Origin of the sequence: Actinoplanes sp. M2I2 (assembly GCF_023544445.1) — a bacterium.
Lineage (GTDB): Bacteria > Actinomycetota > Actinomycetes > Mycobacteriales > Micromonosporaceae > Actinoplanes.
Map to the genome: position 1 here is coordinate 474874 of NZ_JALPVJ010000002.1, position 19866 is coordinate 494739.

19 protein-coding genes are annotated in these 19866 nt (G+C 72.9%); 10 read left to right on the forward strand and 9 right to left on the reverse strand.

What is annotated here, in order from left to right; all coding sequences use genetic code 11:
- Window positions 1-9: 9 nt before the first annotated feature.
- On the forward strand, window positions 10-2364 hold the full coding sequence (locus HJC40_RS46060) for a GGDEF domain-containing phosphodiesterase (RefSeq protein ID WP_249998835.1): 2355 nt from the start codon (window positions 10-12) through the stop codon (window positions 2362-2364).
- Between the two features lie 286 nt (window positions 2365-2650).
- Here the strand turns inward: HJC40_RS46060 and HJC40_RS06000 are convergent, their stop codons facing one another.
- A complete protein-coding gene (locus tag HJC40_RS06000; protein WP_249999423.1) occupies window positions 2651-3064 on the reverse strand; it encodes a MarR family winged helix-turn-helix transcriptional regulator in 414 nt (137 codons plus the stop codon).
- 231 nt (window positions 3065-3295) lie between these two features.
- Between HJC40_RS06000 and HJC40_RS06005 the strand changes: the two genes are divergently transcribed.
- Genes HJC40_RS06005 through HJC40_RS06015 form a run of 3 tightly spaced genes read left to right on the forward strand, consistent with a single transcriptional unit; the run spans window position 3296 to window position 6406 of the window.
- The gene (locus tag HJC40_RS06005) at window positions 3296-4360 is read left to right on the forward strand and encodes a polyprenyl synthetase family protein (protein WP_249999425.1); all 1065 of its coding nucleotides are present in this window, start codon (window positions 3296-3298) and stop codon (window positions 4358-4360) included.
- Window positions 4361-4417: 57 nt separating this feature from the next.
- Window positions 4418-4969 (forward strand): GNAT family N-acetyltransferase, encoded by a 552-nt coding sequence (locus tag HJC40_RS06010; protein ID WP_249998838.1) that lies wholly within the window; start codon window positions 4418-4420, stop codon window positions 4967-4969.
- Window positions 4970-5017: 48 nt separating this feature from the next.
- Entirely contained in the window at window positions 5018-6406 is a 1389-nt protein-coding gene (locus tag HJC40_RS06015; RefSeq protein ID WP_249998840.1) for an alkaline phosphatase PhoX, read from the forward strand.
- Window positions 6407-6410: 4 nt separating this feature from the next.
- Here the strand turns inward: HJC40_RS06015 and HJC40_RS06020 are convergent, their stop codons facing one another.
- Window positions 6411-6887, reverse strand: coding sequence for an SRPBCC domain-containing protein (locus HJC40_RS06020; RefSeq protein WP_249998843.1), 477 nt, complete (start codon window positions 6885-6887; stop codon window positions 6411-6413).
- A complete protein-coding gene (locus HJC40_RS06025) occupies window positions 6884-7219 on the reverse strand; it encodes a metalloregulator ArsR/SmtB family transcription factor (RefSeq protein WP_249998847.1) in 336 nt (111 codons plus the stop codon). The genes HJC40_RS06020 and HJC40_RS06025 overlap by 4 nt, the downstream gene beginning before the upstream one ends.
- Before the next feature lie 46 nt (window positions 7220-7265).
- Between HJC40_RS06025 and HJC40_RS06030 the strand changes: the two genes are divergently transcribed.
- Window positions 7266-7799 carry a gamma-glutamylcyclotransferase family protein gene (locus tag HJC40_RS06030; RefSeq protein WP_249998850.1) on the forward strand — a complete coding sequence of 178 codons (534 nt, stop codon included), beginning with the start codon at window positions 7266-7268 and terminating at the stop codon, window positions 7797-7799.
- Here the strand turns inward: HJC40_RS06030 and HJC40_RS06035 are convergent.
- Entirely contained in the window at window positions 7768-8469 is a 702-nt protein-coding gene (locus HJC40_RS06035) for an SDR family oxidoreductase (protein WP_249998853.1), read from the reverse strand. The two genes, HJC40_RS06030 and HJC40_RS06035, sit on opposite strands and share 32 nt — an antisense overlap.
- A 76-nt stretch (window positions 8470-8545) precedes the next feature.
- On the opposite strand from HJC40_RS06035, the gene HJC40_RS06040 reads away from it, so the two are divergent.
- On the forward strand, window positions 8546-9391 hold the full coding sequence (locus HJC40_RS06040; protein ID WP_249998855.1) for a LysR family transcriptional regulator: 846 nt from the start codon (window positions 8546-8548) through the stop codon (window positions 9389-9391).
- A 67-nt stretch (window positions 9392-9458) separates the two neighbouring features.
- The gene (locus HJC40_RS06045; RefSeq protein ID WP_249998856.1) at window positions 9459-10397 is read left to right on the forward strand and encodes a pentapeptide repeat-containing protein; all 939 of its coding nucleotides are present in this window, start codon (window positions 9459-9461) and stop codon (window positions 10395-10397) included.
- 25 nt (window positions 10398-10422) lie between these two features.
- On the opposite strand, the gene HJC40_RS06050 is transcribed toward HJC40_RS06045, so the two are convergent.
- Window positions 10423-11883 (reverse strand): MFS transporter, encoded by a 1461-nt coding sequence (locus tag HJC40_RS06050; RefSeq protein ID WP_249998858.1) that lies wholly within the window; start codon window positions 11881-11883, stop codon window positions 10423-10425.
- Between the two features lie 100 nt (window positions 11884-11983).
- Between HJC40_RS06050 and HJC40_RS06055 the strand changes: the two genes are divergently transcribed.
- Window positions 11984-12610: a TetR/AcrR family transcriptional regulator gene (locus HJC40_RS06055; RefSeq protein ID WP_249998861.1), complete on the forward strand. Its 627-nt coding sequence runs from the start codon at window positions 11984-11986 to the stop codon at window positions 12608-12610.
- A 40-nt stretch (window positions 12611-12650) separates the two neighbouring features.
- Here HJC40_RS06055 and HJC40_RS06060 read toward each other — a convergent pair whose 3' ends face one another.
- Window positions 12651-14027 carry a threonine/serine exporter ThrE family protein gene (locus HJC40_RS06060; RefSeq protein ID WP_249998863.1) on the reverse strand — a complete coding sequence of 459 codons (1377 nt, stop codon included), beginning with the start codon at window positions 14025-14027 and terminating at the stop codon, window positions 12651-12653.
- 231 nt (window positions 14028-14258) lie between these two features.
- Between HJC40_RS06060 and HJC40_RS06065 the strand changes: the two genes are divergently transcribed.
- On the forward strand, window positions 14259-16427 hold the full coding sequence (locus tag HJC40_RS06065) for a glycoside hydrolase family 3 N-terminal domain-containing protein (protein WP_249998865.1): 2169 nt from the start codon (window positions 14259-14261) through the stop codon (window positions 16425-16427).
- Window positions 16428-16560: 133 nt separating this feature from the next.
- On the opposite strand, the gene HJC40_RS06070 is transcribed toward HJC40_RS06065, so the two are convergent.
- Window positions 16561-16971 carry a hypothetical protein gene (locus HJC40_RS06070; protein WP_249998868.1) on the reverse strand — a complete coding sequence of 137 codons (411 nt, stop codon included), beginning with the start codon at window positions 16969-16971 and terminating at the stop codon, window positions 16561-16563.
- A gap of 28 nt (window positions 16972-16999) precedes the next feature.
- Here HJC40_RS06070 and HJC40_RS06075 point away from each other — a divergent pair, with 28 nt between their 5' ends.
- Window positions 17000-18139 (forward strand): RCC1 domain-containing protein, encoded by a 1140-nt coding sequence (locus HJC40_RS06075; RefSeq protein WP_374271128.1) that lies wholly within the window; start codon window positions 17000-17002, stop codon window positions 18137-18139.
- On the opposite strand, the gene HJC40_RS06080 is transcribed toward HJC40_RS06075, so the two are convergent.
- On the reverse strand, window positions 18115-19272 hold the full coding sequence (locus HJC40_RS06080; protein WP_249998870.1) for a GDSL-type esterase/lipase family protein: 1158 nt from the start codon (window positions 19270-19272) through the stop codon (window positions 18115-18117). The genes HJC40_RS06075 and HJC40_RS06080 overlap by 25 nt on opposite strands.
- The gene (locus HJC40_RS06085) at window positions 19269-19847 is read right to left on the reverse strand and encodes a TetR/AcrR family transcriptional regulator (protein WP_249998872.1); all 579 of its coding nucleotides are present in this window, start codon (window positions 19845-19847) and stop codon (window positions 19269-19271) included. Before HJC40_RS06085 ends, HJC40_RS06080 begins: the two co-directional genes overlap by 4 nt.
- Window positions 19848-19866 lie beyond the last annotated feature (19 nt).

Below are 19866 nucleotides of genomic sequence, written 5' to 3' on the forward strand. Positions count from 1 at the left end.
CGTAGAAGTGTGGGGCACGAGTTGGCGCGGCCATCCGCCAACCGGGCGGCGGTCTTCCTGTGGGTGGTGGTGGCCGCCGCCGCCCTCCTGGTGCCGTTCGCCTTCGCGGTGTCCACGCTCGGCGGGCTGGCCACGCTCATGCTGGGCAGCGCGGCCCTCGTCCTGGCCGCGATCACGGCCGGGGTGCGGCTGCACCGGCCACCGTTCCCGCGGGCCTGGTGGCTGATCTTCATCGCGGTCGGGCTGGCCCTGGCCGGCAATGTCATCGTCACGGTGGCCCTGCCGACCTCGATGTCCGGCAGCCCGGTCGCCATCAACATCGTCTACGGGATCACGTACCCGATCCTCTGCGCCGGTGTCGCCCTGCTGCCCAACCATCGGCGGCCCGGCGCGGCGACGCTGGGCCTGACCGAGAGCGCCATCATCGCGTGCGGCGCGGCCGTGATCTGGTGGATGGTCTTCGTCGATCCGGCCCTGATCGACACCGGGGGCATCCACACCCAGGCCTACCTGCTGGTGGAACCGTTCCTCGACCTGGTCCTGTTCGGCTTCGGCGTACGCCTGCTGCTGCTCAGCGACTCCCGGTCGGTGTCCTACTGGCTGGTCGCCGCGTCCTGCGTGGCCCGCCTGGTGGCCGACACCGCCTATCTGACCGTCGGCAGCAGCGCCGGCTTCCCGACCCGGGTGAGCACCGTCGGCTGGGTGGTCTGCAACGGACTGCTCGCGGTGGCCGCCCTGCACCCGTCGATGAAGCGCACCGTCGACCTGCCGGTCAACCAGGCGGCTCTGAGTGGACACGGCGCGACCCGGCTCTACGTCGGCACCGTGGTGGCCACACCGGTGCTCACCGGCGTCTTCCTGCTCCACGAGGGCCTCACCGGCACCCTGGGCAGCCTCGACGTCGTCGTGCCGATGATCGCCGTCGCCATCACGTCGGCCCTGGTCGTCCAGCGCATGCGCCAGCTCAACCGGATCGCCGCCCAGCGCGCCGCCGACCTCGAGAAGGCCCTCGAGAGCGAGGCCGAGCTGCAGCGCGAGCTGGTCTTCCGCTCCCAGCACGACGGCCTGACCGGCCTGCCCCGGCGGTCCGTGCTGCACGACCGGCTCGCCGTGGCCCTGGGGTCGGGTCACCCGGGCGCCCTGCTGCTGCTCGACCTCGACGAGTTCAAGGACGTCAACGACCGGTTCGGGCACACCGTCGGCGACGACCTGCTCAGGGAGGTCTCCGCGCGGCTGGGGACCCTGCTCGGTCGCAGCCTGGTGGCCCGGATGCACAGTGACGAGTTCGCCGTGCTGCTCGAGGGGGCCACGCTCACCGACGCCTGGTCCACCACCGAGCGGGTGCTCACGGCGATGCGGCGCCCGTTGGCCGTGCACGACCACGAGCTGTTCGCGACGGTCAGCATCGGCCTGCGCGAGCTCGACGAGGCCCTGCCGGCGGCCGACGTGGTGCGGGACGCCTACGTCGCGCTGCACGCGGCCAAGGAGGCCGGGCGCAACCAGTTCGTGCTCTTCGACGAGCAGCTGCGCGAGAAGCGGCTGGCGGCGTCACGGACGGTCGAGCGGCTGCGGGCGGCGCTCACCCGCGACGAGTTCCTGGTTCACTTCCAGCCTCTGGTCCGGATCGCCGACGAGCGCGTCACCGGGGTGGAGGCGCTGATCCGATGGCAGCCGGCGGGGGAGCGGATGGTGCCGCCGGACCGCTTCATCGGCGTGGCCGAGGACAGCGGGCTGATCGTGCCGATCGGGGCCTGGGTGCTGCGCGAGTCCTGCCGGGTGGTGGCCGGCTGGCATCGCCGGTACGGGACGGTGGTCTCGGTCAACGTGTCCCCCCGGCAGTTGCGCGAACCGGATTTCGGCATGATGGTGCTGGACGCGTTGCGCACGTCGACCCTGCCCCCGGAGGCCCTGATCCTCGAGATCACCGAGGGCGTGCTGGTCGACTCCGGGACGGTCACCGAGCAGGCGATCAGCCACCTCAGCATGTTGCGCTCGCACGGCGTCCGGGTGGCGGTGGACGACTTCGGCACCGGCTACTCGTCGCTGGCCTACCTGCGCGACCTCCCGATCGACAACATCAAGATCGACCGTTCCTTCATGCCCGCGCCCGGCCCGGTCGACCCGGCCGTGCGCACCGTGGTCAAGGCGATCATCGACCTGGCCGCCGGGCTGCACCTGAGCACCATCGCCGAGGGCGTCGAGACGGCCGACCAGCTGGCGTTGCTGCGCGAGCTGGGCTGCGAGCGGGCCCAGGGCTACTTCTTCTCCCGCCCGGTCCCCGAACCCGACGCGGTCCGCCTGCTCCAGGAGTCCGCAGCCGCCGCCGGGCTTCCGGCCCACTACGGCGACGGCGGCCACCTCTGAGCCGGTACCGGGCGGGAACCGCCGAGCTTCGCGGAACGAAGCGATCGAATGACGATCAACCACGCGGCCGCTGTGGCCGCCCGGCTGTCGCATTCCGACGGTAGGAGCAAGTCGCCCGCGTATCGCCCGCAGGTCGGCGGCGAGGCCCGGAAGAACCACGGGACCTTGCACCTTCGGACAGAGGACGCTGTTCCCCCGCGGTCGGCGGGCCGTCCTGCCCTACTTTCCTGTTATGGCAGCCGACTCAACTCTTGTGGCAGCCGACTCAACTCTTGTGGCAGCCGACTCAGCCCGGGAGGTCGTGCTCGGCGGCGTAGTCGCGCATCGCCGCCGCGACCTCCCGCAGGAACGTGACGGTGGCGGTTGCCTGCTCGGGGGTGAGCCGGCCGGCCGCCTCCTCGATCCGGTCCAACAGCGGCGTCAGGGCGCCGAGCACCTCCTCGTACGCCTGCTCGGTCGCGACCACGGTCTGCCGGCGCCGATCCGAGGGGTGCGGCACCCGCCGGGCGTGGCCGGCGGCGTGCAGCCGGTCGACCAGCGCGGTCGCCGAGGCGGACCGGATGCCGAGGCGGTGCCCCAGCTCGGTCGGTCCGAGCCCGGTCGAGCTGGTCATCAGATGGTCCAGGGCCAGGGCGTCCGTGATGCCGACGCCGAGCCGGTCGGCGAGGCTGTGCGTCGCCTCGCCGTTGGCCTGCAGCATCTCCCGGATCGCCAGAGCCACCTCACTGCGTCCCTGCTGCTGCCTGCTCACGGGGAAATCATACGGCTTTCGGGTAGCAAGAACATCTAGCTACTTGTATAACAAGATTCATGACGACCGAGACAGTGGCCGGAAGGCGCCGCACCCTCCATGCAACCACGATCGCGTGATCTGACGGCCGGTGGCTCGCTGCTGCCGGTCGACCGCCCGCGGGCCCGGGGAAGGTCACCGCTGGAGGCCGAGGGCCTCCGCGGCCGGGTCGACGGGGCGATCGGGGCCTTCCTGTCCGAGCAGGCGCGGGTGCTGGCCGACGTCGACGACGACTGTGCTCCGCTCGTGGGCTACGTGGCCGACCTCATGAGCGGCGGCAAGCGGCTCCGGGCGGCGTTCTGCTACTGGGGCCGGCGGGCGGCCGGTGCGGCCGACGAGCCGGCCGCCGTGACCGTGGCCGCGGCGCTCGAGTTCCTCCAGGCCGCCGCGCTCATCCACGACGACGTCATGGACGGCTCGGACCTGCGCCGGGGCGCCCCGGCGATGCACCGGCGCTTCGGGACGCTGCACCGGGGCAGCCGCTGGGCCGGCGACGCCGACCACTTCGGGATCTCGGCGGCCGTGCTCGCCGGTGATCTGTGCCTGCTCTGGAGCGACGAGCTGTACGCGGGCAGCGGACTGCCACCGGTCGCCCTCGGCCGGGGCCGCGCGATCTTCAACCGCATGCGCACCCAGCTCATGGGTGGGCAGTATCTGGACCTGCTGGACCAGGCGAGCGCCGGCCGCCGGCAGCCGGGGGCTCTCGACCGGGCCCGCCGGGTCATGCACTACAAGAGCGCCAAATACACGGTGGAGCACCCGTTGCTGCTCGGCGGGCGGCTCGCCGGCGCGGACGACGACCTGCTCGCGTCCTACTCGGCCTTCGGGTTGTCGCTGGGCGAGGCCTTCCAGCTGCGCGACGACGTCCTCGGGGTGTTCGGCGACTCCGGCCGGACCGGTAAGCCGGCCGGGGACGACTTGCGCGAGGGCAAGCGCACGGTGCTGGTCGCGCTCGCCTTCGAGCAGGCCACCGCCGTACAGGAGGGGATCTTGACCTCGCTCCTCGGAGATCGCGCGCTCGACAGCGCGGGGGTCGGCGCCCTGCGCGAGATCATCGTCGACACCGGCGCGCTGACCCGGGTCGAGGTGATGATCGGCGAGCTGCTGGAGCAGTCGCTGGCCGCGCTCGACCGAGCCGACCTGGACGAGCCGGGCCGATCCGTCCTGCACGCCCTGGCCGAGGCGGCCACCGACCGGTCGTCCTGACCGCGCCCGGGATCAGGAGGACCGCCGGGCCCCGCGGAGGGCTGTTAGCCTCCGCGCATGTCAGATCTGGGGCCGGTGGCGTGGCCGCCCGAGCCGATCAGGACCGAGCGCCTCGTTCTCCGTGCGTCGCAGGCCCGGGACCGCGCACCCTTCATCGACCTGCTCGCCTCACCGGAGGTGCACACCTACCTCGGCGGCGCTCGCCCGCGAGCCGACCTCGAGCGCGAGGTGCCCGAGGTGCCCGAGGACTGGCCCGGCAGCTTCGTCGTGGAGCTCGACGGCGCGATGATCGGCCAGGTCCTGCTGCGGCGACCGGAAAGGCATCGCCCGGTCGCCGTGGGGAAGGTCGATCTCGGCTATCTGCTCCTGCCCCGGGCGTGGGGAGCCGGGTATGCCACCGAGGCGTGCGCGGCCGCCCTCGGCTGGTTGGCTGCCGTCCTGCCGGGTGAGCCCGTGGTGCTGACCACTCAGAGCGCCAACACCGGCTCGATGGGCCTCGCCGCCAAGCTGGGGTTCACCGAGGTGGAGCGGTTCCAGGCCTGGGGCGCCGAGCAGTGGCTCGGTCTGCGGCCCGCGGTCCCGCCGCCTGCCCGATCGGGTAGTGATTGATCATGCGGTGGTGGCTCTGCGTTCATGAGCGGGGTTCACCGTGACGCCATGACGATGAAGAGGCGCGACGTGCTGGCGGCCACGGGTCTGGGGCTGGTCGGCGGGCTGGTGGTGCCGGCCGGGATGGGCGGCGACGCGGCCGAGGCGGGTGGGCGCCGGCCGGTGGACGGGTGGGGGCCGCTCGCACCGGCGGGCAAGGAGCTGGCGCTGCCGGCGGGGTTCTCGTACCGCACCTTCGGCGCGGCCGGCGGCCGGATGAGCGACGGCCTGCCCACTCCCGGCTGCCACGACGGCCAGGCGGTGTTCGCGGCCGGGCGGGGCCGGGTCCGGCTGATCCGCAACCACGAGCTCGACCTGGACATCCCCGGCGTCGGGCAGCGGGCGCTCGGGCCCCGGAGGGCCTACGACCGTGCCGCCCCGGCCGGCGCCACCTCGTCGCTGTATGACCTGTCCGGCGGGCGGCTGCTGGAGAGCTTCCTCGCGCTCAACGGCACGCTGTCCAACTGCAGCGGCGCGGCGACTCCGTGGGGTTCGTGGCTGTCCTGTGAGGAGACCACCGACGGCGTCAAGGCCGGGTACGAGAAGCCGCACGGCTACGTCTTCGAGGTGCCGTCGGGCGCGCGGGGGCCGGTCGAGCCGGTGCCGCTGAAGGCGATGGGCCGGTTCACGCACGAGACGGCGCCGGTCGACCCGCGCACCGGGATCGTCTATCAGACCGAGGACAACGGCGAGCCCGGCGACGGCTTCTACCGGTTCGTGCCGCACCGCCCCGGGCGGCTCGTCGCCGGCGGCCGGTTGCAGATGCTCGCGGTCACCGGTGAGAAGGAGTACGACACGGCGACCGGCCAGCGCGTCGGCCAGGTGCTGCCGACCCACTGGGTCGACATCGACGAGCCCGACCCGTCGGACGCCGAGGACAACCCGGGCTCGGTGTACTCGCAGGGCCGGGCCCGCGGCGGGTGCCGCTTCCTGGGCCTCGAGGGGTCGGCCTGGACCGACGGCGGCGTCACGTTCGTCGCCAGCGAGGCCGGCGACGGCGAGAACGGCCAGGTCTGGCGGTACGTGCCGACCGGCCACGACACCGGCACGCTGCGGCTGCTGTTCGAGTCGCCCAACCCGAGGACGCTCAACCAGCCGGACACCGTGGGGGTCGCCCCCGACGGGACCCTGCTGCTGGCCGAGGACGGCGACGGCGAGGACGAGGACGGCGGCGACAACTGGCTGCGCGTGCTCACCCCGTACGGGGGCGTGGTGAACCTGGCCCAGGTGATCGAGCCGCTCGATCTGCACTACTGGAGTCCCGAGGACTTCCCGGAGCCCGGGCCGACCGGGGCGAGCGAGCTGGCCGGCGCGTCGTTCACCGCCGACGGCCGGCACCTGTTCATCAACGTCCAGTACCCGGGGGTCACCTGTGTGATCACCGGACCGTGGCGCTGATTGGTCAGCGGACGGTCTGAGCCTCCACGGCACCGGCCAGCTGCGCGGTGACCGTGCCCCAGCCGTCGAGGAAGCCGAGCTTCTCGTGGCGGGCCCGGGCGGCCGGATCCCCGTGCCGGACGACGATCCGGTAGTCGGTGCCGTCGGGGTGCTCGCCCAGGGTGATCTCGGCGGTCATCGCGACCGGCTCGGGGTGGACCGGCCGCCAGTCGCTGTCGAGCGCGTTGGTGAACACGATCCGTTCCTGGTCGTCGACGACCAGGAAGGTCGCGTCCAGGTGCGGCAGGAACGCCTGCCCGTCCTCGCTCAGGCTGGTCACGAGCGCGCCGCCGGGCCGGACCTCCAGGCGGTCGACGCGGCACACGGCCGGCTGCGGGATGAACCACCGGGCGAACCGGGAGGGGTCGGTCCAGGCCCGCCACACGGCCGCGCGCGGGGCCCGGATGACGCGTTGCAGGGTCAGGTCGAGGTCGGGATTCACGACGGGTGCTCCTCATCGGTGACGAATTGTTCGAGACGGTCGGTGCGTTGCTGCCAGATGCTGTGCTGCTCGGCGAGCCAGTCCTGCACGACGGCGAGGCGCTCACGGTTGAGCACGCAGGTGCGCACCCGGCCCGCCTTGGTGGTGTGGATCAGTCCGGCCGACTCGAGCGCGCGCACGTGCTTGAGGAACGACGGCAGGGTCATCGGGAAGGCCCCGGCCAGATCGCCCACGCTGGCCGGGCCCCGGCCGAGCTGCCGGACGACGCCGCGCCGGGTCGGGTCGGCCAGGGCGAGGAACACGTCGTCCACCTCGGGTGAATACTTTGCCACGAGGCTAAGTATTGCCATCCGGGCGGGCCGGCGCAAGGCTGCCCTGGTGGCTGCTGTCTTCGCGTACGGGTCTCTGGTCGCACCGTCCACCATCGCCGCCCTGGGCCGCGACCGCGGCCGCGCGCGCCTGACCGGGTGGTCGCGCAGCTGGAACGTGTGCACCGACAACACCGCGGACGGCCCGGTGGTGTACGAGCAGGCCGACGGCACCCGGCCGCCGATCCAGGTGCTGTTCCTGACGATCGAGCCGGGCGACCGCGACGCCGGGCCGGCCACGGTCGAGGGGGTCCTCATCGAGCTGCCCGACGAGGGGCTGCCCGCCCTCGACGCGCGCGAGGGCAACTACCGGCGGATCGTCGTGGACGTCGACGGGTTCGGGCGGGCCTGGACGTACGTCGCCCGCCCGCACAGCGCCGAGCGGGCCCGGCGGGGCATCGCGGCCGGTACCGCCCGCATCCGCCGGGACTACCTGGACACGGTGGTCGCCGCCTTCGGCCGGTACGAGGGGATGCCGGCGCCGGGGCAGCTGCCGGCGCCGGTCGTCGACCTCAGGCGAGTAGTGCGCCCCCGTCGACCGTGAGCACCGTGCCGGTCGTGAAGGGCTGGCTCAGCAGATACAGGTACGCGTCGGCGACGTCGGCCACCGTGCCGACCCGGCCCAGCGGCACCGCGGCGGCGGTCTCCGCGTACAGCTGCTCGACGTCCTCGCCGGTGCCCCACATCGGTGACCGGGTGACACCGGGCTGCACAGCGTTGACGCGGATCGGCGCCAGCTCGACGGCGAGCGCCCGGGTCAGCGACTCGATCGCCCCGCAGATGCTCGACGCGACCGCCCAGCCCGGCGTCGGACGGTCCGACGCGGTGCCCGTGGTCAGGGTGATCGAACCGCCGGCCCGCAGCTGCGGCAGCGCGGCTCGCACCGCGGCCAGCGCGCCGAAGTAGCGCAGTTCGAAGAACGCCCGGGCCCGCTCGACGTCCATGGTCGCGACCGGGGTGAGCGAGAGCTGCTCCCCGGCGGTGTAGACGAGGTGGTCGAACGGGCCGATCTCGTCGAAGAGCCCGGCCGGCGGGGCCCCGAGGTCGGCGGCCAGGCCGGTGGCGCCGAGACGCCCGGCGGCGTCGCGGACGCGTTGCTCGTCGCGGGAGACGACGACCACCTCGGCGCCGCGCTCGACGGCCGCCTCCGCGGTGGCGTACCCGATGCCCGACGTGCCGCCGAGGACGACCACCCGTTGTTTCGTCATGTTCATGCCTCTACGCTGCGCCGCCGGCGGCGGTCGCGTCCAAGACCTGTTCCGCTCTCTGTAATACCCTGGGGGCATCGACGTGGACCTGCGCAAAGTGCGCTACTTCGTGGCGGCCGCCCGGCATCTGCACTTCGGGCGGGCGGCGGCCGAGCTGCACATCGCCCAGCCGGTGCTGTCCCGCCAGATCCGGGCGCTGGAGTCCGAGCTGAAGGCTCAGCTGTTCCGGCGGGACAAGCGGTCGACCGAGCTCACCGAGGCCGGCCGCCGGTTGCTCACCGAGGCCGAGCCCCTGCTGGCCGCGGCCGAGGCGTTGCGGCGCCGGGTGGCCGAGGCGGGGCGTGGAGCCGACCGGTTCGTGGTCGCCTTCATGCCCGGCTTGATCGTCACCGCCGCCGTGCGGCGGCTGCGTCAGCGCCACCCGGAGCTGGACGTCGCCGTGGTCCGCACGAGCTGGAACGACCAGGCCGAGGTGCTGCGCGACGGCCGGGCCGACGTGAGTTTCGTGCGCCTGCCGGTCGATCGGCGCGGGCTGGCCGTGCGGCCGCTGACCACCGAACCGCGGGTCGTGGTGCTCCCGGCCGGGCACCGGATGGCCGGCAAGGAGTCGGTCCTGATCGCCGACCTGGCGGCCGAGCGGCTGCTGCAGGACCCGGATGCCGTACCGGAATGGCGGGACGTGGCCAGCGGGCCGGCCGAACCGGTGCCGGCGGCCGCCGTGGAGGAGAAGCTCGAGAACGTCGCGGCTGGGCGGGGCATCGTGGTGCTGCCGCTGTCGACGGCCACCTACTACACCCGGCCCGACGTCGTCTGGTGCCGGATCGCCGACATCCCCGACAACCGGGTCGCGCTGGCCTGGATGAGCGAGCGGCGCGACCCGCTGCTGACCGAGTTCGCGTCGCTCGCGGACGACGAGGGCGCGTTCTGAACGGGACTCCCGGGCGGTGCGACTGGCCGGCTACCGGACGTGGCGAGCGTTGTATTCAATGGGATGAATGGAAAGGATCCGTAAGCAGCTGAGGCTGTCGCGCACCTCCCGGACCCGCCGTCTCGACTCCATGGATTCACGATTCGACCGCTGGCAGAGCGGCACCGCCATCGCCGGCATTCTCTCCGTCCTGCTCGTCGGGATCGGTCTGGTCCTCACCAACGACTTCAACCGGGACCAGCTGAAGCTGCAGCAGAGGACCGCCCAGGAGCAGCAGGACCTGGCGCTCAAGGGGCAGCGGGCCGACCGGTTCGTGCAGGCCGTGGATCAGCTCGGCCAGGAGGGCGAGGACAAGCTGGGCGTACGGCTGGGTGGGATCTATGCGCTCGAAGCGCTGATGAACGAGTTCCGGGCCGACGAGAACGTGGTGATCGAGGTGCTGTGCGCGTTCGTCCGCTCGCATGCGCCTTACAAGAAGGGTGGGGGCATCGGTGACGCCACTCAGGACGTCCGTTCCGCTGTGACCGTGCTGGGACGGCGGCCGGATCCGGACGCGCACCTCGCCCTGGACTTCACCAACACCATGCTGGGGCTGGACCGCCTCACCGTTCCGGACGCCAGCTTCCGGGGAGCGGACCTGTCGATCGGGGATTTCTCCGACGCGGTGCTGCCCCGCGCGGACCTGCGTGAGGCGTCTTTCCGATACTCCTACCTGGACGGCGCCGAACTCCGTGGGGCCAACCTGGAGGATGCCTACCTGTACGGGACGAAGCTGCGAGGGGCGATTCTGCCGGGCGCGAACCTGCGGAACGTGGATTTCAGCGAAGCCGTCCTCACCGGTGCGGACCTCACCGGCGCGGATCTCACCGGTCCCCGGACGAAGGGCCTGACCACCGCTCAGCTCGCCTGCGCGAAGGTCGATGCCGCCACCCGGCTGCCGGCGGGAGTGAGCCCACCGGCACCCGATGCGTGGAAGCAGAAGAAGTGCGCCGTGGAGGATGACTAGCCGGTAGGCGCGCGCATTCGCCGCCCTATCGGGACTTGTCCACGGCCAGCCCGGCCGCGCCCAGGACAGCCTCCTCCTCGACCTCCCAGGTGGACACGGCCTCCGGGCGGTGGCGGGGCAGGGCGAAGGCGACCAGGGCCGCCGCGGCCAGGGCGAGTGCCGTGCCGGTGGCGAAGATGACCACGAACTGGGCCTCGTGCGGGAACGGCGCGCCCGGCACCAGGTTGCGGGTCACCATCGTGACCACGAACGCGGTGCCCAGGGACATGCCGACCGTGCGGGCGATCGAGTTCACGCTGTTGGCGATGCCGGTCTCCGCCGGCGGCACGTTGTCGATCAGCAGGGCCGGCAGGGCCGCGTACCCGATGGTGACTCCGGTGTTGACGGCCAGGGCGCCGACGATCACCTGCCACGTGGCGCCGTGCAGGAACGTGAGCATCGCGAAGCCGGCGCCCGAGATCAGAGCGGCGATGGTCAGCGTGGCCTGGGCGCCGAGGCGGGACACCAGGCGACCGCCGAGCGGCGCCGTGACGATCCCGCTCGCGTTGCCGGGGAGCAGATAGACCAGGCTCGCCGCCAGCACGGTGGAGCCGAAGCCGTACCCGGCCACCGCGGGCGGGGTCTGCACCAGGGCGGAGACCGCGAGGAAGACGGCGAACATCGCGAAGCCGAGGAACGAGCCGGCGACGTTCGCGACCACGATCGGGCGGTGGGTCAGCATGCGGGTGCTGACCAGCGGCTGGGTGATCCGCCGCTCGACCACGACGAACACGGTCAGGACCACGGCCGCGGCCACGAGCAGGCCGATCACCCGCGCCGAGCCCCAGCCCCAGCCGTTGCCCTCCTCGAGCGGCAGCAGGAGCAGCACCAGGCCGAGCCCGAGCAGGCCGGCGCCGATCAGGTCGAGCCGGCCGGTGGCCGCGGCCGGCCGGCGAGGGAGGGCGACCACGCCGGCGACGCCGACCACGCTGAGCGCGGTGGCCAGCCAGAACAGCTGGTGGTAGTCGCCACCGTCGCGCATTAGCAGGCCGGTGACCGTCAGGCCGGCTCCGGCCCCGACCGCCAGCATGCCGCTGACCAGCGCCATCGCGCCGGTCAGGCGGGCCGGTGGCAGCTCCTCGCGCAGCACGCCGATGGCCAGCGGGAACAGGCCGAAGCTGGCCGCCTGGGCGACCCGGGCGACGAGCAGCAGGGACAGGTCGGTGGTGGTGGCCGCGAGCACCGACCCGGCCAGCACGACGATCAGGATGCCGAGCATCACCGGGCGGCGCCCGTGCAGGTCGCCGAGCCGGCCGAGGACGGGGGTGAGCACCGCGGCGGCGAGCAGGTTGGCGGTCACCACCCAGCTGGCCGAGGTGGCCGAGACGTCGAGGTCGGCCCGGATGTCGGCGATGACCGGCACGACCAGGGTCTGCAGGGCGGACACGAGCAGGACGACGTAGCACGCGACCGGCAGCGCGAGCCGGGACGGCGAGGGGGACGGCATGAGCCGAACCTAGACGCGCAGCCGACGTTTCTCAACACCGTGTCGAAAATAAGAGATGTGACGACGGTTGCCCTCGACGACGAGGTTGTACGATCGGCGCGTGCCAGCCATCGGGAGCCGTCGCCGACCCACCAAGGGCGATCAGCGCGAGCGCGCCCTGCTCGACGCCGCCCGGGTCGTCTTCCGGGAGAAGCCGATCAGTCAGGTCACCATCGACGAGCTGGCCGGCGCGGCCGGCATCGCGCGCTCGGGCTTCTACTTCTACTTCGAGTCCAAGCAGGCGCTGCTGGCCGCGCTGGTCGACCAGGTGATCGGCGAGAACGATCTGGAGATGGCCGAGTGGCTGGCCTCCGACGGGCTCGACCGGGTCGCGCTGCGGCTGGGGCTGGGCCGGGCGCTGAGCCGGTGGAAGGCCGACGGTCGCTGGCTGCGCGAGGCGTTCATCAACCCGGACCCCGGCCCCGACGTGCAGCAGATCCGCGACCGGCTGGTCGCCGCGGGCTGCTCGGCGTTCAGCCGGCGCATCGAACGCGACGTGCGGGCCGGGCTCGCCGTCATGGGTCAGCCTCAATTGCTGGCCCGGATGGCGGTCAACCTGCGCAGCGTGACGTTCGCCGACGCCTACGCCGACCCGGACGCCTATCCCGACGACGAGCTGCTCGACACCCTGACCGACGCGATCCTGCGCCTGGTCTACGGCGTGACCCCCGACCAGCGGGCGAGCTGAAGGGCCTCAGGCCCGGCGGACGGGCTGAGGGGGGGCCGGGTCAGGTCCGGCGGGCCCGGGCGCGGCTGCGGGCCCGGGCACCGGGCCGGGCGACGAAATCGCCCAGGGCCACGCCGGCGGCCAGGGCGAGCCCGATGGCCAGCGCCAGCGTGATGGTGACCAGACCGTCGACCACCTGCTGGGTGGCCAGCTGATAGAAGCCGCGGTACGCGGTGAGCCCCGGCAGCAGCGGAATGATCCCCGACAGCACGATGACCTGGGAGTGCACCCGCCCCCAGCGACGGGTCAGGCCGGTCGCCAGGCCGACGGCGACCGCAGCGACGCCGGTGGCCGTCACCGCGCCCGAACCGGCGAAGAGCGTGAGCGAGCCGCAGACGGCCCAGGCCATGCCACCGGTCAGCGCGGCCGCGGGCAGCGAGCGCAGCGGCGCGTAGGACGCCAGCGCGAACATTCCCGCCGCGGTGGCCGCGGCGAACGTCGAGAGCCCGAACTGGGCGACGTCGGCGCCGACCGGTTCGGCCGGGTCGAGGGTGACGCCGAAGCGCAGGCCGAGTTTGAGGCCGAGGATGACACCGGCGAGCAGCCCGGCCGACAGCAGCGCGATCTCGGCGGAGCGGCCGGCCGCGGTGACGTAGTAGCCCGAGATCGCGTCGCGCGTCGCGCTCATCACCGACAGGCCGGAGAGCAGGGCCGTGACGCACCCGGCGATGACCAGCGACGGTTGGGTGCCCGGCGGCAGGACGCCGGTCGCGAACACCGCCACCGTGGCCACGGTGGCCACCAGGCCGCCGGTGACCTGCAGGAAGAACGACGGGACGCCCGACCGGTTGAGCAGGCGGCCGATGCGGTCGATGAGGGCGGTGACGACGAACGCGGTCAGGCCGATGAGCACCGAGCCGCCGAGCAGCAGGGCGACCGCGGCGGCCAGGCCGCCCCAGCCGACGGTGGCGACCCAGCGGGGGTACGGGTGCCGGGCCGCCGTGGCCCGGGTGAGCGCGGTCGTGGCCGCCTCCGTCGTCATCCGCCCGCTCGTCACCTGCTCGACGAGGTCGGTGACCGACGCCAGCCGGGTGAGGTCGGTCGTGCGGTAGTTCACGATCCGCATCGAGTTGACCGGCGCGGCCACCATCCCGCGATGGCAGCACATGGCGATCGAGTTGAAGGTGATGTCGACGTCCACGGTGGGCAGCCCGCACGCCGCGGCGAGCCGGGTCATCGTCTCGGCCGTGTCGCCGGCCGGTTCGCCGCTGGACAGCAGCACCTCGCCGACGCCCATGCACAGGTCGACGACCTGGACGACCTCGGCGTCGGACGGCATCTCGGGGCCGACCGGCCGCAGGAAGGCGGCGGTCGGCGGGCCGCCCTCGAGCAGTTCGCGACGCAGGCGACCGCGGAGCCGTCCGGGGATACGAAACATCAGCAAGCTCCCCCCGGAAAGATGTGATCACGAGAACCCTAGCGGTGACCCCCGCATCCGCGGCTCGGAGAGCTCCCGGCGGCGACGTTCACACGGTGGACACGGTGTTGTAATGGGAGCGCTCCCATGTGACGATGACGGTCAATGTCTGAACGGCGTGGGGGTCCGGCTGTGCGCTTGTCGAAAACGTCTCGGTGCCTGGCTGCGGCCGTGCTCCTCGGAGCTGTCACGGTGCCCGTCGGGCCCGCGACGGCCGCGGCTGTGCTGCCCTATCAGGACCCGTCGCTGCCGATCGCCACGCGCGTCTCCGACCTGCTCGGGCGGATGAGCCTCGACGACAAGGTCGGCCAGATGACGCAGTCCGAGCGGGGGACCACCACGGCCGCCGACGTCACCGGGTACCGGGTGGGCTCGGTGCTCTCGGGTGGCGGCTCGGCGCCGTCGCCCAACACCCCGGCCGGGTGGGCCGACATGTACGACACCTACCAGCGCGGCGCGCTCGCGACTCCGCTGCGGATCCCGATCCTCTACGGCGTCGACGCCGTGCACGGCAACAACAACGTGCCGGGCTCGACGATCTTCCCGCACAACATCGGCCTGGGCGCCACCCGCGATCCCGCGCTGATCGAGCGGATCGGCCGGGCCACCGCCGAGGAGGTCGCCGGGGCCGGGCTGGACTGGACGTTCGCGCCCTGCCTGTGCGTGGCGCGCAATGACCGGTGGGGGCGCACCTACGAGTCGTACGGGGAGAAGCCGGAGCTTGCGACGGCCATGACCACCATCGTGGACGGTCTGCAGGACAACGGGGTGCTGGCGACGGCGAAGCACTACGTGGGGGACGGCGGCACCACCGGCGGCGTCGACCAGGGCGACACCGCGATCAGCGAGGCCGAGCTGCGGGCCGTGCACCTGCCGCCGTTCGCCGCGGCGATCGAGCGCGGCGTCGGCTCGGTGATGGTCTCGTACAGCAGCTTCAACGGGGCCAAGCTGCACGGCCACCGCTACCTGATCACCGATCTGCTCAAGGGCGAGCTGGGCTTCACCGGTTTCGTGGTCTCGGACTGGGCCGCCGTCGACCAGTTGGACGGGCAGCGCGGCTTCACCCAGGCCGAGGTGGTCACCGCCGTCAACGCCGGGCTCGACATGGTGATGGTGCCGGCCGACTGGAAGACGTTCGTGGGCTACCTGCGCGCCGCCGTGCAGGCCGGGCAGATCCCGATGGCCCGGGTCGACGACGCCAACCGCCGCATCCTGACCAAGAAGTTCGAGCTGGGCCTGTTCGAGCAGCCGTACGCGGACCGCGGCTCGGCTTCGACCATCGGCGGCGCCGAGCATCGCGCGCTCGCCCGGCAGGCCGTCCGCCAGTCGCAGGTGCTGCTCAAGAAGGGGATCCTGCCGCTGGCCAAGAGCGGCGGCAAGATTTTCGTGGCCGGCAAGAGCGCCGACGACATCGGCAACCAGAGCGGCGGGTGGACGCTGAGCTGGCAGGGCGCGAGCGGCAACACGGTGCCCGGCACGTCGGTCCTGACCGGGATCCGCGCCGCCGTCGGCAGCGGCGCCACCGTGACCTACAACCGCGACGGCACCGGCATCGACAACACCTACCGCGCGGCGATCGCCGTGGTCGGCGAGACACCGTACGCCGAAGGGCAGGGCGACCGGACCGGCTCGCTCGCCCTGGACGCGACGGACCGGGCCACGCTGTCCCGGCTGCGGGCGACCGGCGTGCCCGTCATCGTGGTGCTGGTGTCCGGCCGGCCGCTCGACATCGCCACGGAGATCGACGGCTGGAACGCCCTGATCGCGGCCTGGCTGCCCGGCAGTGAGGGCGCCGGGGTGGCCGACGTGCTGTTCGGCGACCACGCGCCGACCGGGAAGCTGCCGGTGACCTGGATGCAGTCGGCCGCGCAGCAACCGATCAACGACGGCGACGGCAAGACACCCCTCTTCCCGTACGGCTTCGGGCTGACCTATGCCGACCCGCCGGCGCCCACGCCGACCCCGGCGCCCACGCCGACGCCGACCCCGGCGCCCACGCCGACTCCGACCCCGTCGCCCACGCCGACTCCGACTCCGTCGGCCGCGTCGTGCCGGGTGCGGTACACCACCAGCGACTGGGGTTCGGGCTTCACCGGCACGGTCGCGCTGACCAACACCGGCCCGGCGGCGATCCCGTCCTGGGCCCTGACCTGGACGTTCGGCGGTGGTCAGGCGGTCACCCAGGCGTGGTCGGCGCGGGTCAGCCAGAGCGGCTCGGTGGTCACCGCCACCGGCGAGGCCTGGAGCTCCTCGCTGGCGCCGGGCGCGACGGTCAGCTTCGGCTTCAACGGCTCGCACCCCGGCGCCAACCCCCGGCCCGGGTCGTTCAGCCTCAACGGCTCCGCGTGCGCCACGGAATGAAGGCGCGCCACGGAATGAAGGTGCGCCACGGAATGAAGGTGCGCCACGGAATGAAGGCGCGCTACGGAATGAAGGCGCGCTACGGAGTGAGGGCGCGCCACGGAATGAAGGTGCGCTACGGAATGAAGGTGCGCTACCGGATGAGCGCGGCGACCAGCGCGACCGCCGCCGCGAGCGCGCGTACGCGGTCGGCTCGCAGCAGCCGGCGGATGCGGTCGGCGTCGTGGCCGTGCCCGAGCCGGCCGTGCGCGGGAGCGGCCGCGAACGCCGTCACCGCCATCGCCACGGCGGTCGCGGCCACCGCCACCCACGTCCAGACGCTCGGATCCGACCACAGCGCCCACCCGCAGGCCACCAGCAGGGATCCGTAGACGACGGCGACCACCGGCGTGATGGCCCGGGAATGGGCGCGGTGGGCGGCCGTCCACTGCTCCGCGGGCACGCGGGCCAGCGCCGGATAGACGAGCGCGGTCACGGTCGCCTGGAAGCCGAGATGGACGGCGGTGGCGGTGAGCAGTGCGGTCGCGGCTGAAGTGTCAGGCATGGATGTTCGTCCTAGGAGGAGTCAGCACATGAAGCAGTTCCGAGCCGTACTGATCATGATCGGCGCGGTGATAGCCGCCGTCGGCGCCCTCGCCGCGCCCGCGTCCGCCGCTCCGGCCCCCGCCGCCGTGGCCACCGGTTACTCGCACACCTGTGCCGTCCGTACCGGAGGCGCCCTGTGGTGCTGGGGTGGCAACGCGAGCGGCCAGCTCGGCGACGGCACCACGACCAGCCGCACCGCCCCGGTCCGCGTCGGCGAGGCCACGTCCTGGGCCCGGGTCGACGGCGGCACGAGCTACAACTGCGGCGTCCGTACGGACGGAACGCTGTGGTGCTGGGGCAGCAACACCCGCGGCCAGCTCGGCGACGGCAGCACCGCCCGGCGCACCGCCCCGGTGCAGGTCGGCAGCGCGACCACGTGGGCCAGTGTGAGCGCCGGGGACAGCCACACGTGCGCCGTCCGTACCGAGGGAACCCTGTGGTGCTGGGGCTTCAACCGCTTCGGGCAGCTGGGCGACGGCGCCGCCGTCTACACCGCGACCAGCCCGATCCAGGTCGGCACGGCGACCACCTGGGCGAGCGTCACGGCCGGCTTCGCGCACACCTGCGCCTCGCGCACCGACGGCACCCTGTGGTGCTGGGGCGACAGCTCGACCGGTCAGCTCGGCACCGGCGCCCTCGGCTACAAGACCACCCCGACCCAGGTCGGCGCCGCGACAACCTGGTCCGACGTGACGGCCGGCTATCTGTTCACCTGTGCCACCCGCACCGACGGCACCCTGTGGTGCTGGGGCGAGAACGGCTACGGGCAACTGGGCGTCAGCGGCATTTACCAGGCCGCGCCGGTCCAGGTCGGCAGTGTCAGCTCGTGGACGGGCGTCAGCGCGAGCTTCGACACGGCCTGCGCGACCCGGACCGACGGCAGCCTGTGGTGCTGGGGCAACAACGCCTCCGGTCAGCTGGCCGACGGCACCACCACCCACCGCTGGACCCCGACCCGGATCGGCACGGCGACCACGTGGACGGCCGACACCGCGGCCGGCTACCACAACTGCGGTCTCCGTACGGACGGCGGCCTGTGGTGCTGGGGCAACAACGACAACGCGCAGCTGGGCGACGGCACCACGACCCAGCGCCGGGCTCCTCAGCTGGTCACGCTCCCGAGCTGACCGAACACCCGCTCGGCGAAGCGTTCGCCCATCATCCGGTGCGTGGCGGCGTCCGGATGCAGCTGATCCGGCAGCGGCAGCGTCGCGAAGTCGGCCTCACCGTACAACTCTCGTCCGTCGAGATAGGACAGGTGCGGGTCGGTCTTCGCGCGCTGGGCGACTATGCGGGCCAGCTCGTCGCGGATGACGGTGAGCGTCAGCTTGCCCGCGGCCCGCTCGGCCGGATCGCCGGTGGCGACGAAGCTGACCCGGCCCTCGCGCAGGGCGGCCAGGTCGAAGGCGCCGGGGCCGGGGGTGTCCTCGTGGATCGGGCAGAGGATCGGCGAGACGACCAGCAGCGGCGTCTCCGGGTGGCCCTCGCGCAGGGTGTCGAGGAAGCCGTGCACGGCCGGGCCGAAGGCGCGCAGCCGCATCAGGTCGGCGTTGACCACGTTGATGCCGATCTTGACGCTGATCAGGTCGGCCGGGAGGTCCCGCATGGTCCGCGCGGTGAACGGGTCGAGCAGGGCGCTGCCGCCCAGGCCGAGGTTGGTCAGCTCGACCCGGCCGCGCGCCGCCGCGACGGCGGGCCAGGTCGTGCTCGGGCTCGCCGCGTCCGAGCCGTGGCTGATGGAGCTGCCGTGGTGCAGCCACAGCGGCCTGCCGGGGGCCGGCGCGGGCTCGACCGGCTCGTCCGTCCGCAGCTCGACCAGTTCGGTCTTCTCGTTGTGGGGCAACCAGATCTCGACGGTCTTGAGGTCGCCCGAGAGCCCGGCGAAGCGCGCGCGGCCGGGCTCTCCGGGGCGGGCCTCGGTCGCTCCGGTGGCGAGGTCGATGGTGACGGTGGTGCCGCCGGTCACGCTCTGCTGACCGGCCAGGACACCGTCGGCGTACAGGTCGTAGACGCCCTGCGGCCGGGGCGGGGCGCCGCGGTAGACGAGCTTGGTCGGCACGGTGACGAGTTCGACGACCGAGGCCCGGGTGCGGAACACCACCCGTACGCCGGACGGCTGGGCCTCGACCGTCAGCAGCTGCGGGTCGGGGCACTGGGCGCGGGCCCACGCCGGCAGGCGGTGCGGCAGCAGCCCGTGGGCGGTCGGCTCGAGCTCGACGGCGCCGCGGATCAGGTCGGCGGTGATGGGCGTGGTGATCATTTTTGTCCTTCGTGGGGCCAGTGGCGCAGCAGGGCGTCGAGCGCGTCGAGGATGCGCTCCCAGGACTGCTGCGGGCCGGGTCGGCTGTGGTCGAAGCTGCCGCCGAGCTCCTGGGTGATGTAGCCGTGGAAGACGCTGCCGATCAGCCGTACCGCATGGGTCTGGTCGGGCTCGGTCAGCTGGTAGCCGCGCAGGATGGCCCGCATCATGGCCGCGTGCCGGGGCCCGGCGCCGGCCAGGGCCGTCTCGTGATCGAACCGCATCTGCGCGGCGGTGTAGCGGCCCGGATGCTCCCGGGCGTAGTCGCGGTAGGTGGTGCCCAGCGCGACCAGCGCGTCCCGGCCCGCCCGGCCGGCCAGGGCGGCGGCGCCCCGGTCGGCCATCTCTTCCAGGGCCAGCAGGGCGACCCGGGTGCGCAGGTCGTCGGCGTTGCGGACGTGCGAGTAGAGGCTGGCCACCTGGACCCCGAAGCGCCGCGCGACGGCCGAGGGCGTCACGTGCTCGAAGCCCAGCTCGTCGGCCAGCTCGGCGCCGGCCAGGGTCAGGCGTTCGGCGGTCAGTCCCACCCGGGTCATGGCCCCTCCTAAGGTTGTT

Excerpts from the sequence above, each read along its gene's own strand:
- HJC40_RS06000 (WP_249999423.1), bottom strand. The coding sequence starts at position 3,064 with ATGCTGCAGGCCAACGGCGAGGCGACGCACAGCCTCGCCGACCGGCTC.
- HJC40_RS06010 (WP_249998838.1), top strand. The coding sequence starts at position 4,418 with ATGTCAGATCTGGGGCCGGTGGCGTGGCCGCCCGAGCCGATCAGGACC.
- HJC40_RS06015 (WP_249998840.1), top strand. The coding sequence starts at position 5,018 with ATGACGATGAAGAGGCGCGACGTGCTGGCGGCCACGGGTCTGGGGCTG.
- HJC40_RS06035 (WP_249998853.1), bottom strand. The coding sequence starts at position 8,469 with ATGAACATGACGAAACAACGGGTGGTCGTCCTCGGCGGCACGTCGGGC.
- HJC40_RS06045 (WP_249998856.1), top strand. The coding sequence starts at position 9,459 with ATGGAAAGGATCCGTAAGCAGCTGAGGCTGTCGCGCACCTCCCGGACC.
- HJC40_RS06050 (WP_249998858.1), bottom strand. The coding sequence starts at position 11,883 with ATGCCGTCCCCCTCGCCGTCCCGGCTCGCGCTGCCGGTCGCGTGCTAC.
- HJC40_RS06060 (WP_249998863.1), bottom strand. The coding sequence starts at position 14,027 with ATGTTTCGTATCCCCGGACGGCTCCGCGGTCGCCTGCGTCGCGAACTG.
- HJC40_RS06070 (WP_249998868.1), bottom strand. The coding sequence starts at position 16,971 with ATGCCTGACACTTCAGCCGCGACCGCACTGCTCACCGCCACCGCCGTC.
- HJC40_RS06075 (WP_374271128.1), top strand. The coding sequence starts at position 17,000 with ATGAAGCAGTTCCGAGCCGTACTGATCATGATCGGCGCGGTGATAGCC.
- HJC40_RS06080 (WP_249998870.1), bottom strand. The coding sequence starts at position 19,272 with ATGATCACCACGCCCATCACCGCCGACCTGATCCGCGGCGCCGTCGAG.
- HJC40_RS06085 (WP_249998872.1), bottom strand. The coding sequence starts at position 19,847 with ATGACCCGGGTGGGACTGACCGCCGAACGCCTGACCCTGGCCGGCGCC.